The sequence below is a fragment of the Sphingobacterium anhuiense genome (genome assembly GCF_042686355.1).
Classification (GTDB): domain Bacteria; phylum Bacteroidota; class Bacteroidia; order Sphingobacteriales; family Sphingobacteriaceae; genus Sphingobacterium; species Sphingobacterium anhuiense.
In genome coordinates, this window is record NZ_JBHUPE010000005.1 from 194,255 (window position 1) to 207,003 (window position 12,749).

Genomic DNA, 12,749 nt, shown 5'->3' on the forward strand with positions numbered 1-12,749 from the left:
TTTGCCACTAGTTAACCGTTGGTAACTAGTAACATGAAGGTAACTATTATGGCAAATATTATAGATAATGGTGTAGAAAGACCGGCGACATGTACAGAAGAGCTTTTTGCCATGCGCGACAGTCTCGATGTATTGGGAGGTAAGTGGAAACTGATGATTTTACGTTATCTGACCAACAGAACGGATCAACAAATTCATTTTAAGAAATTGCAACGCGGGATAGAAGGGATTTCTGCAAAAATGCTGAGTAAAGAACTCCGAGAGCTTGAAATCAATCTACTGATTACAAGAACCATTCAAGATACCAAACCCATTACGGTCATTTATGCTGTAACAGAATACGGGAAATCTGTATTTCCGGTAACCGAGACGCTGGTAAACTGGGGGTTGATCCATAGAGATAAAATTAAAAATTCGTTGTCATAAAATATCCTATTCCCTATTCCCAGTTAAATGGAAAAGGAAATAGGATATTTAACGTCAGTTGTTAAGCCATTGATCTACTTATGGAGTAGCTGTCAACAGGATGACAACACTTCTTCGGTTATTTTCTAAAACAGGATTTAATCCAATATTCATTAAGAAGTCTCCGGATAGGATCAGGTTTTCAGCGATCGTTTTATCGTCTTTATTCAAGTTTATTTCTTGGACTTTGTACGATTTATTCGGATCTAAACCTTGCCATTTGATCGGTTTAGTGGTTTTGAACACATGGTTATAAAAGGTGAGGTAATTGAACATCACTGCTTTACTTTTATCGCTGTTTATGTAGGCAAGACTAGCATAATTGTTTTCTCTAGGATTAGAAAAACGATAAAGATCACCATGCCACACGATATCTTTGATGTTATCGTATGTTTTGACGGCTTTTTGTGCGAAACTTAATTCTTCCGGACGCAATTCTTCTAGATTGAGGTCAAAACCCATTTTTCCCATCATGGCTACATCAATTTTAAATTTTAGATCCTGCTTCCCAAAAGTGGTGACATGGTTTGCACTTCCTATTGCGGGAAAGAACAGGGAGTTTTCATATTGCATAAAAATCCGATCGTAAGGATCTGTGTTATCACTTGGCCAATATTCACTAAAGTAATTTAATGCACCGTAATCGATACGCCCACCACCACCAGAACAAAGCATCATAGGAAGTTTCGGATACTTGGCGCGGAATCGTTCTAGAATCTTGTATAAGCCCAAGGTGTAGTCAACATAGAAATTATTTTGGTCACTTTGGAAACTCGAGTATGCATTGTATATGACGGCATTACAGTCCCATTTGATATAAGCTAAAGAAGGATTTTTCTGTAATAATTGATCAAGAGTGTTGAAGACAAAATCTTGTACTTCGGGATTGGATAAGTCCAGCACGAGCTGATTTCTAAAATAATATTCAGGCCTGTTTGTCTGCTTCACCACCCAGTTTGGTTTCTTTTCATAAAGTTCACTTTTGGGACTTATCATCTCGGGTTCTACCCAGATACCAAATTTCACACCAACTTTATCGGCTTCTTTGGTGATTGAGGCAATTCCATTGGGTAGTTTTTTCTTATTCTCATTCCAGTCACCTAATGCAGATGTGTCCGCATTTCGGGGATATTTATTTCCAAACCAACCATCATCTAAAAGGAAAAGATCAACACCTAATTTTTTTGTGTTTTCCAGCAGATGAAAGATCTTCTTTTCATCAAAATCAAAATAAGTACTTTCCCAGTTATTGAGCAAGGTGAGGCGTTCTCCGTTTCCATCAACCAGACGATTATTTTTTGCCCATCGATGGAAATTACGAGATCCCTCACCTATACCTTTCGTCGACAGCGTATAAGTGAATTTTGGGGTAGTGAAAGCTGTTTTAGGTTTTAAAGCATAATGCGATGCATAATTATTAATGCCTGCAATGACTCTTAAATTATCCTGCGGATCTTTTTCAAAATCAATTCTAAAGTTGCCGCTCCAATCCAAGCCACCTAGTAATACCGTTCCCTGTGTTTCATTCCATGTCTTATCCATACCAATGGCAAAGTAAGAACTCATCAATAAGTTGGTCCGGGTACCCAGTTTACTATCCAGTGTTTTGATACCATGGGTAAGTCTTTCTGTTTCTGGTTGCATTTCGGCTATCCAGTCACCGTGATAGCTACGCAAGTAGAAATCGTCTGATTTCAGGTTAAGATTAGCCGAAGCAAATTTGGTTAGTTTTACATTTTTTTTCTCTTCATGCCGAATAACCGTCCATTGTTCAAAGATGTTGTCCTGATAATTTGCCTGATAATGTAATTCGACATAAAAGGGGTATACTTCATCTTTCATAAAAATGGTGACATGCTGTTTTCCTGCGGTACTAATATCATTTTTATGGTCGATATATTTAAGATCTAAAGATTGATTTCCGTCAGCATGCTCGACGCTTATAGCAGGTTCAAGTAAGCTTCGGGTGCCCGAAGCCGCATAAGCAGATTGATACATGCTGGTATAATCATTAGCCTGTTTATATTGTTTGGTTACTTGTGTGTATTCATCCGATTTTGATAGTTTATTTCCAAGGTAGACCATATTGACATCTTTGTTTTCCTCTACATTCAGAACCAGTGCGATGTCAGCAGTTTCGAGAATGATATTTTTTGTTGTTTTGAGCTGCAATTGCGTTTGTTGTGCACTACTATCAAAAAAAATAGGGAGCAACAAAAATAGGAGCATAAATTTTGTCATATTGTTGGTTTAGGATTATGAAGTAACTAGCGCTTTTTTATTAAAGCCTGATGTATTCCAAATCGTATAGATCGGATGCATCGGTCTCGACTATAATAAATAGTAACGGTTCAACTAAGATAGTGATTGCTAGATTGTTCTCAAAATGATCAATCGTTATAATCAGTATTGCAGATTACTTATTTGATTTTTTTATGGTCTGTAGGGTTGAAGCTTATGAATTTTATCCAGGATATCAATGCCTGGGCAAAAGCGACATAATAAGTTAGCTATATGCTTTTACATATAATATGTCATTATATCATATTTTTATATGCTTATGCATATAATTTGATATTTTTTCTTATTTTTATATGTAAAAGCATATAAAATGAATATAATAGCAGAATTTGTAAAATCTAAAAGAAAGCAACTCGGACTCACACAAGAGGATCTTGCTGAAAGTGCTGGAGTAGCTTTAACAGTTGTCCGTAAGATTGAGCAAGGTAAAGATAATTTAAGTTTAACAAAAGTAAATCAGGTGTTAATGCTTTTTGGACATTTTTTAGGACCAGTTAATGCTAAAGATTATGAGACAGGGAATCATTAAATATAATAATATAATTGCAGGAACACTTACGGAAACAGAAGAAGGGACATATGTTTTTCAATATAATGAAGGATATATTAAAGAATTTCCTGATCAATTTATAACATTTCAAATGCCTGTAAGGAAGTTTCCGTATAATAGCGTGTCCATTTTTCCATTTTTTGACGGATTGATACCTGAAGGCTGGTTATTAGATATTGCAAGTGCAAGTTGGAAATTAAATCAAAATGATAGAATGGGATTATTATTGGCTTGTTGTCAAAACAGTATTGGCGCAGTATCCGTACACCCTATAGAATTGAACGAAGATGAATAAATGTCTGTATTGCTATAAAGAATTAGGTGAAAGGGAAATCGATTATCATCCTAAATGTTCTAAATTGTTTTATGGAACAGAGGAACCTCCCGTTCTACCATATCGTTTGGATGAAATGGAATTTTTGGCAAGAGAATCTGTACAACGTTCAATCACAGTACCAGGTGTACAACCCAAACTTTCTCTGGGCTGGATAAAAAATTTGTTAACTGATGGTCAACGAGGGCGATTAACGATTTTAGATGCCTTGGAAGGTAATTATATTTTAAAGCCACAAAATGCTTTGTATAGCCAAATGCCAGAAAATGAACATTTATCCATGAAATTAGCGGAGTTGTTTAACATAAAAACAGTTCCATATGCTATGATCAGACTAATCACTGGAGAGCTCTGTTATATTACCAAGCGTATCGATCGCAATGTAGACGGTTCAAAAAATCATATGATAGACTTTCTACAGATATTGGAGTTGGAAAACAAATATAAAGGTAGTATGGAATTGGTGGGTAATATGATAGGAAAATTGTCAAACCATACTTTGTTAGATAAACGTCGATTTTTTGAACTAACTGTTTTCAACTTTATCATTGGAAATAACGATATGCATCTAAAGAACTTTTCTATGCTAAACGATTCTTCTATGGGCTGGGTGTTTTCTCCAGCTTACGATTTGCTTAATGTCAAGATCATTTTTCCTAAAGATAAGGAAGATACAGCTTTATTATTAGGCGGGAAAAAGATGAAGTTTAGTAAAGGATATTTTAATCGATTGGCTGAAGTTTTGGGTTTAAATGATAAGCAAGTTAAAACGGTTTACAAAAGAATACTAGAATGGAATCCAAAAGCATTACAGCTCATTGATATTTCTTTTTTGAACGATGATAATAAATCTGCATTCAAAACATTAGTCGAGGAAAGAGCAAGTTTATTTTTATAATTTTTTTCTTTTCTACATTTCATATTCAAATGGGACTTGGAAATCAATGAATAGAAGTTATTTTTGGGATTTTCTGATTCCGTTTCCTGAGATAGCGACATAACATCAGACGCTAAAAGTAGCGCTCGCAAAAAAATATGAGTATAATTGTCTAAGTTATAGAGGTGCTAAAACTGATTTTATAATTAAGATTAGAGCAGGGGCTAAAATTTTTATTTAAATAATAAATTACAAAAGTATTTCCGAACAAATTATTGATAATTAGGAAATGCTTGCAAATCATATATTTACAAGAATTTCCGGTATTAATCGACTTAGAATGTCTTGCCTTAATCTACTGATTTATTATTCCAGATTGAATAGAAATTCTCCGCCACCTTGTTTCAATTTCATTGTTTTATCTTCCGGTCTAAATTCTAAAACAATCCCTGCCTGTTCAAATTTGAATTTATCTTTTTCTGTTGCTTCAAGAGGAAATGCCGATTGTCCTGTTGCCTGAGCCATCAACGTTTTTTTGTCTTTTGTAATCGTAATTTTCAAGGGGATTTGTTTTGACGCATAAATACCTAAATACTTGTCCAGATCTTCTGAAGATACTTCATGGCTGGAGAAATTTGGAATATCATATGGTTTATTATAAACGGCACTTAATAGCGCAATAGCAATATTATTATTATTGAAATTAGTTCCGTTTGAAGTTAAAGCAAAATCAATATTCTCGTCATCAAAATGAGAAAAGACAGAACTAAAACCATCAATTCCTCCGGTGTGTCCATATCCAATTTTGTCATAAAAAGGAATTTGAAATAAGCCTACCCCATATTGATCTTTGATGCTTTTCATGATTTCAAGATTTTCAGGATTCAACAATTTGCCATTAAACAGTGCATTGCTGAAATCGACCAAATCACTTGGTGTAGAAACAACTCCTCCAGCCCCCAAAGGAATAGAAATATCTGTTTCAGGTTGAAGAATCCATTTCTCATTAAAGGTATATGATTTGCATTCTTCTTTCGCTGGATTAATTTTTCCTCCCATATAGGTATTCTTTAAATCAAGAGGCTTTGTGATAAACTCTTTTAACAGATCTGTGTAACTTTTTTTGAAACTTTTTTCAAGCATGTAAGTTAGCAGTACAAAATTTGAATTGCTGTATTGCGCTTTGCTGTCAGGTTCAAAATCACTGCCCGCTTTTGCAATAATTGCTACCATTTCTTTTTCGGTCTTAGGCTGTAAATTCCAGATTAGATAATCCTTGTCATCCGTAAAATTATGTATTCCACTTCTGTGACTTAATAAATGTTCTACGGTTATTTTTTCAGCATTTTTAATCGTTGGAAAAAAGCTTTCGATGGTTTGATTTAGTTTTAATTTTTTCATTTCTACAGCTTTCAAAACCAAAACAGAAGTAAATGTTTTTGAAATGGAGCCAATTCTATACTTAGAATTTGGTGTTGCTTTCTTATTGTTCTCAAGATCAGAAAAGCCAACCGATTTGGAATAAATAAGTGTACCATTTTTTGATATAGCCACACTTCCCATAAATTTGTTATTTTGCTCCAGTGATGCAAAATACGAGTCTAGTTTTTGGGAGTCGAAATTTTGCGCATAGCTACCAGTCGAGATCAAAAGAAGTACGAAGTAACTTGAAATTTTTTTAAGCATAATAATTTGTCTTATGGTTTTTAATTTGATGGATAAAGAGCTGTCTTAATTTACAGTCTTCTTAGACTTTAAAGATAATTGTTTTAGTTTATATTTTAATACTTTACGAGTTTGATTTTCTCTAAATAAAATCCATGCGATCATTAGAATTGTGCTTAAAAAAATGGAGCCCAACAGTGTAAATAAGTTTTTATAGTAAATCATACTGATTCAATTGCACTGTCAATGATTTTTTTAATAGAATTCCTGTATAAAGAAGGGCGTTTTCATTTTTAACTCTATCATTACCTTAAATGCTTTATATTTGAATGATGATGGTAAGTGATATTTTTTACGGTAATTTCGAACTTGAAGATATTCTTAGCGAGCTAATAAACTCGGAGCCGGTTCAACGTTTAAAAAATATTCATCAGGGAGGTGCCATTTTTTTGGTCTCTCCACATGTTGATCACAGCAGATATGAACATGCTATCGGCGTTATGCTTCTGGTGAGGAAACTTGGAGGGAGTTTGGAAGAACAGGTTGCAGCTCTTTTGCACGATGTCTCCCATACGGCATTTTCACATGTTATCGATTATGTTCTGCAGCATAAAGGCGAAGATTATCATGAGCAAATTTTTGAAGAGGTAATAGCATCGTCTACGATACCTAACATTCTCGCTAAATATGGATTCAGTACTTCCTTATTGGAAGATCCAAAGCATACCTTGCTTGAGACGCCGCTACCTGCTCTTTGTGCTGATCGGATAGATTATACCATTAGGGATTTATATCATTTTGGCCTAATCGATATTGTGGAGGCACATGATTTTATAAGCGAACTTGGTGTTCAGGATGGTAAGATTGGTGTTCAGAGTGAAAGGGTAGCTTCATGGATTAGCAGTAAATACCTTCAGCTCAATAATGCATATTTCAGAAAACCGGAACATATATTTGCCAATACCAAGCTTGCAGAATTGATTGCTTTAGGACTGGAAAAAGGTATTCTTGTTTTATCAGATCTTTGGAAAGATGATCCTGCAGTTTTATCCATAATAAAGACCGATCCTGATCTCAATGCCGAACTTGAAAAAATCAAAAATTTGGAAGGTTTTGAAAGTTTTTCTGAATCTCAATCTAGAAAAATTTTCAAGGAAAGGATACTAAAGCCTATGGTTATAGGTACTTACTAACGAAAATCTTTTTTACCTCCACTAAATAATTTATATCTGCCAATTCCCCTTATAAATCGGTCAGAATAAGTGTGTGCACAGAAGCCTTAAATCCATATTTATAACAATAATGTTACAAAATGTATTACTTCAGATACTATAGGTTTTTTTTTGTCGTTAATTATTTGATAATGCTTAAATTTTAATGTAAATGTTTTCATTAAAATACTTTTTATTAATCGTTATCGACAATTTATAGATGATCTAAACTTAAAACCTTTGTATGAAATTTAGTGCTACCCAATGTAAACTATGGTTGTCGTATTATGCACCATCCTTGTTTTTTTTGCATGTCCTATTCATTATTCCTTGCGCTTCGGCAGCGCAGCAAAAAACGATCCTTGGTAAAGTGATCGATGCAGTGACAAAGACACCTTTACTCGGGGTTACGATAAAGCTTGACGATAAAAATGGTACGACCGTAACGACAGATAAACAAGGTGGTTTTGTATTAGACAATGGGGCAATAGGACAATCGCTTACTTTTTCATTTTTGGGTTATTCCAGTCAGACGATAAAAATAGATACGCGTACAAGCTATACAATAGCTTTAGCACCTATTTCCAATGTGATCGAAGAAACGGTTGTGGTGGGATACGGCCGTCAGAAAAAGCGAAATCTAACCGGCGCTATTGTTTCTGTAGGTGCCGCTGAAATTGAGAAAACAACGTTGCAGGATCCGATTTCCATTTTACAGGGACGGGCAGCCGGCGTGCAGGTATCGTCCAATTCTGGAGCGCCAGGAGGAGAAATGAGTATCCGTGTCCGGGGAAGTTCTTCGCTGAATTCGGGTAATAATCCGCTTTTTGTTGTAGATGGTATTCCGCTAGAATCCAATTCTATTTCTTCTTTAAATGGTACAGAAAATTCAGGTCTAAATCCAATGGCGGATATCAATCCAAGCGATATCGCATCCATTGAAATCCTAAAAGATGCAGCCTCAACAGCAATTTATGGTTCCCGGGCCGCCAATGGGGTTGTGATGATTACGACCAAACGGGGCGCAGCAGGAAAGCCAGAAGTAATATTGAATGCAAATGCAGGGGTAAGTTCCTTGACGCGAAAACTAAGTGTTCTTAATGCCAGACAATACCGAGAAGCAGTGTTGGACTCTTATCGTGGCATGACAGTCCCAGAAGACCCTTTCTATACGATTATCGATTCCCTCAACCCCATGAACAATGGTGATGTAGATTGGCAGGATGAGTTGATGCGTACAGCAAAACAGTATAAGTTGGATCTTTCTGTAAGAGGAGGTAATGAAGGAACAAAATATGCCTGGAGTTCTTCCTATTTGGATCAAGATGGAGTCATATTGAATTCGAATTATAAAAGGTTCACCTCCCGACTGAATGTTGACTTTACAATTTCAGATCGCGTGCGGATAGGGCAGAGCATTTCCTACACAAACGCGGTCAACAACCGAACGAATGCTGCTGGATCAGGGAATTTGAGTATTATTAGGAGTTTATTGATAAGGCCACCAAATATGTCGATGTACTTGCCCGATGGATCACTGAACGGCTATATGATTGGTCAGCGGAATCCTGTCGGTATGGCTTTGTTTTCGACCAATCTCAATAAGAGTAATCGTATCATTGGAAGCCAATATCTAGAAATTGATATCTATAAAGATCTTAAATTCCGGAGCAATGTCAATCTGGATTATATTGCAATGAAGGAAGATGAATTTATGCCATCGATACTGGACTACCGCGAAGGATACAATAGCGGTGCTGTACGATCTTCTGGAAATCTTACTTGGGGAAATGAGAGTTACTTTACTTACACCAAAAATGTAGCGGATAAGCACCATATTGGGGCGGTATTTGGGATGAGTTTTCAGAAATGGCGTTATGACCGAACAGGTCTCAATGGAGAATATTTTCCAAGCGATGATATCCGTACCCTAAATGGTGCATCTGTGATTTCCAACCAAGGTGTAAATGTCGCCTCCGAACATGCTATGCTTTCTTATTTCGGCCGGGTTACTTACGATTATGAGAGCAAATATCTGTTAGAATTCAATCTTCGTACTGACGGATCTTCCCGCTTTGGCCGTGATCGACGGTTTGGCTTCTTTCCCTCTGCATCCGCAGGATGGCGTTTTGTGGAAGAAGAAGGTATCAAAAATTTGGGCTGGCTCAGCGACGGTAAGCTCCGTTTTAGCCTCGGAAGTACTGGAAATGAAGCCATCGGTGATTACACATCGAGAGGAGAGTTTACCTTAGGAACAAACTATTTGGATTTTTCTGGTGCTGCGCCGACAGTGATGCCCAATCCGAGCCTAACTTGGGAGACTACCCACCAATATAATCTGGGTTTAGAGCTTGGATTTTTTAAAAATAGAATCCTGTTTTCAACAGATGCGTACTTGAAGAAAACAAAAGATCTGCTCTATAATGTGCCTACCCCCGGAACTTCTGGTTTTGAATATATTACGCAAAACATAGGGTCGATTGAGAATCGGGGCTTGGAATTTAGCCTACAGACTCGTAATCTAGAAGGAGCCTTTCGTTGGAGCACCAATGTAAACATTAGCTTGAATAGGAATAAAGTGACTTCTTTACCTGAAAATTTACTGACTAACGGGCATATCCAGAACGGTAATTTCCATATACTAAAAGAGGGTTTACCTATTGGCGTATTTTATGGATGGAATTTTCTTGGCGTGTATGCGCGTGATGAAGACAATACAAACAAGCTAACAAACGGAGCCAACGGAGCAGTCTTTGTAGGTGGAGACCCCATTTGGAAGGATGTCAACAATGATAAAATTATCGATCAGAATGACCGGGAGATAATCGGATATGCAGAACCTAAATATTTCGGCGGAATCTCCAACGATTTTAGCTATAAGAACTTTCATCTGAATGTGTTTTTTCAGTATGCTGTCGGTAATCAGATTTACAACGAATTGAATCATCAACGAAACTCAATTGTCCGTTACAACAATCTATCTAGCGATGCTCTTGATCGGTGGCGGGAGCAGGGGGATCAAACAGATTTTCCCCGATTGATTCGGGACGATCCAAAACAGTCCGATAGCAGAGTCCAAAGTAGATGGGTTGAAGATGGTTCGTATCTCAAATTAAAGAACGTCAATTTAAGATATTCTTTTGATTCAGCTTTGAGCAAACGGATCGGCCTGCGCAAACTGGATGCATTTGTTACTGCTACGAATCTGATCACCTGGACAAAATATACGGGCTTTGACCCCGATGTCAATTCCTATTCCGGTCTTCGTGTAGGGTTGGATGAAGGCTCTTACCCACAGAGCCGCACATTTACGTTTGGTTTAATCTTTGGACTTTAATAAATAACGATGAAAAAAATGTATAAATACATATTTTGGTCTATTCTTTTTCTATCTGTTACCAGTTGTTCTAATTCATTGCTGGATAAGGAACCGATTAGTAATTTTTCTGGAGAAGGCTACTATAAAAAGCCCAGTGATGCCCAAGCTGGAGTCAATGGAATCTATAATGGTTTACAAACTCTTTTCCGTCAAAATTATGCCCACTGGGGCGAGGGACGGGCTGATAATGTGGTGACCCGTCACGCCGGTGATCCTGCCGCGCTACAACAAAATACGTTAACGCCAATTATCAATTCAGCCCGTTGGGATAATTTTTATACTGTTATATCCCGCGCGAATTACGCAATCAAATATATTCCCCAAGCATTTGGAGATGAGGATAGCGAACTAAAAAAACAATTACTCGGGCAGGCACATGCATTGAGGGCACTCGCTTATTTTTACTTAGTTCGGATCTGGGGGGAGGTACCTTTAGTCATCGAACCGTACGAGGGTTTGGGTCAGGAGCTGTTTGTTCAAAAGAACACGGAGGCCGAAGTATTGGCTAAGGTAGAGGAAGATTTGATGTTCGCGACGGAGAATTGTGCGACAAATTATTCAGGAGCCGGGAACCGCGTGCTGATCACCAAAGGAGCTACTTATGCATTTCTGACGCAACTGTATATGTGGCAAAATAAATATGCGCAGGCGATAGAAATGTCCGAAAAAGTGCTCGCGGATCCGCAATATACCTTGGTATCGATCGAGGATTGGAATAACATTTTTGTAAAAGGGAGCAGTGCCGAAAGTATTTTTGAAGTCGGCTACAATGAAGTACAGACCAATAACCTCCGTATATGGTATGCCATGGGATCAGATAGTGACTATGTACCCAGTACATCTTTTATTGCGTCTATCGAACCGGGGGATCTCCGCAAACCACGAATTTACGATGTGTCCCAAGTGCAGCCACGTAAGATCTGGAAATTTTTTGGACAGGGATTTAATGACGAGAGTCCAGAACCTTCGTCAGGAAATATGGTACTTACCAGAGTGGCAGATATCGTCTTATTAAAGGCCGAAGCACATGCAAATTTAAACCAGCCCGTTGAAGCATTGGACTTACTGAACCGTATCCGCATTCGTGCAGGACTCGTTGCTTTGGATCAAAATAAAGCCAATAGCCAATTTGGAAGCTTACTAACCGGTATTTTGCACGAAAGATCTATAGAGCTTTGTTTTGAAGGACATCGGTGGTTTGATCTTGTACGTACTGGTACTGCAATTTCAACAATGAAACCGATCAACGGTCTCTCGGACAATCGAAATCTGCTATGGCCAATACACGAAGGTGAACTACTTAAAAATCCAAATTTGAAACAAAATGAATTTTATAGATAATCATATGAAGAAGATCAAATATTTCGTTACTTTTTTTCTGTGCATTTTTACTGTGTTGGTTACTTTTTTTAGTTGCGAAGTACAGGACAGCTTTGAATACGATTACGCAGAAGACAATAGCAAATTAAATATGTCTGCATGGGCCTATATCCAAAAAGATGATTCTTTGTCTTCCCTAAAAGAAGCAATTATGCTAGCTAAGGATGAAGCATTATACGAACGTACAGAGAAATCGACCTTTATTCTGCCCACGAATCGTGCGTTTAAGGCGTATTTAAAAGAAAATAATTACGACGCCATTGGTACAGTTCCAGTATCCATATTGAAAGATATGTTGCGTTATCATATTGTAAAGGCAGTAGTAAATTTTAATGATCCTGCTTTGGCTCCAAAGAACAAGCCCATTGCATATCAGACTGAAAATGGTCAGATTATGTACCTATCCCATACCGGTACGTATGTGGGGCTCATCAATGAAGGAACCAATAAGCAATGGCAAATCCGTACGTCAAATCTTGTTCCGGAAAATGGTGTTATCCATATTGTTGATCAGGTTGTTTTCTATTCCGAGAAGGTAAAATAGGCATATTGTTCCTGCATTTCCACAACAGTGAAAATGCAGGAAT

Annotated in this window: 10 protein-coding genes; 8 read left to right on the forward strand and 2 right to left on the reverse strand. The window is 37.2% G+C overall.

Annotation, left to right across the window (positions count from 1 at the left end; genetic code table 11):
* The first annotated feature begins 48 nt into the window (after positions 1 to 48).
* On the forward strand, positions 49 to 426 hold the full coding sequence (locus ACFS6I_RS12955; RefSeq protein ID WP_380921154.1) for a winged helix-turn-helix transcriptional regulator: 378 nt from the start codon (positions 49 to 51) through the stop codon (positions 424 to 426).
* 78 nt (positions 427 to 504) lie between these two features.
* On the opposite strand, the gene ACFS6I_RS12960 is transcribed toward ACFS6I_RS12955, so the two are convergent.
* Positions 505 to 2,706, reverse strand: coding sequence for an alpha-galactosidase (locus ACFS6I_RS12960; protein WP_380921156.1), 2,202 nt, complete (start codon positions 2,704 to 2,706; stop codon positions 505 to 507).
* Between the two features lie 370 nt (positions 2,707 to 3,076).
* Between ACFS6I_RS12960 and ACFS6I_RS12965 the strand changes: the two genes are divergently transcribed.
* Genes ACFS6I_RS12965 through ACFS6I_RS12975 form a run of 3 tightly spaced genes read left to right on the forward strand, consistent with a single transcriptional unit; the run spans position 3,077 to position 4,548 of the window.
* On the forward strand, positions 3,077 to 3,295 hold the full coding sequence (locus ACFS6I_RS12965; RefSeq protein ID WP_132770669.1) for a type II toxin-antitoxin system Y4mF family antitoxin: 219 nt from the start codon (positions 3,077 to 3,079) through the stop codon (positions 3,293 to 3,295).
* Entirely contained in the window at positions 3,276 to 3,611 is a 336-nt protein-coding gene (locus tag ACFS6I_RS12970) for a HipA N-terminal domain-containing protein (protein WP_380921158.1), read from the forward strand. Before ACFS6I_RS12965 ends, ACFS6I_RS12970 begins: the two co-directional genes overlap by 20 nt.
* Complete coding sequence (locus tag ACFS6I_RS12975) at positions 3,604 to 4,548, forward strand: HipA domain-containing protein (protein WP_380921160.1); 945 nt, start codon at positions 3,604 to 3,606, stop codon at positions 4,546 to 4,548. The genes ACFS6I_RS12970 and ACFS6I_RS12975 overlap by 8 nt, the downstream gene beginning before the upstream one ends.
* A 345-nt stretch (positions 4,549 to 4,893) precedes the next feature.
* Here the strand turns inward: ACFS6I_RS12975 and ACFS6I_RS12980 are convergent, their stop codons facing one another.
* The gene (locus ACFS6I_RS12980) at positions 4,894 to 6,213 is read right to left on the reverse strand and encodes a serine hydrolase domain-containing protein (RefSeq protein WP_380921162.1); all 1,320 of its coding nucleotides are present in this window, start codon (positions 6,211 to 6,213) and stop codon (positions 4,894 to 4,896) included.
* A 308-nt stretch (positions 6,214 to 6,521) separates the two neighbouring features.
* On the opposite strand from ACFS6I_RS12980, the gene ACFS6I_RS12985 reads away from it, so the two are divergent.
* From ACFS6I_RS12985 to ACFS6I_RS13000, 4 genes are all read left to right on the forward strand, one after another.
* Complete coding sequence (locus tag ACFS6I_RS12985) at positions 6,522 to 7,385, forward strand: HD domain-containing protein (RefSeq protein ID WP_380921164.1); 864 nt, start codon at positions 6,522 to 6,524, stop codon at positions 7,383 to 7,385.
* A gap of 262 nt (positions 7,386 to 7,647) precedes the next feature.
* Entirely contained in the window at positions 7,648 to 10,740 is a 3,093-nt protein-coding gene (locus ACFS6I_RS12990) for a SusC/RagA family TonB-linked outer membrane protein (RefSeq protein WP_380921166.1), read from the forward strand.
* 18 nt (positions 10,741 to 10,758) lie between these two features.
* The gene (locus ACFS6I_RS12995; protein WP_380921168.1) at positions 10,759 to 12,123 is read left to right on the forward strand and encodes a RagB/SusD family nutrient uptake outer membrane protein; all 1,365 of its coding nucleotides are present in this window, start codon (positions 10,759 to 10,761) and stop codon (positions 12,121 to 12,123) included.
* A gap of 4 nt (positions 12,124 to 12,127) precedes the next feature.
* Positions 12,128 to 12,706, forward strand: coding sequence for a fasciclin domain-containing protein (locus ACFS6I_RS13000; protein ID WP_380921170.1), 579 nt, complete (start codon positions 12,128 to 12,130; stop codon positions 12,704 to 12,706).
* Positions 12,707 to 12,749: the final 43 nt, after the last annotated feature.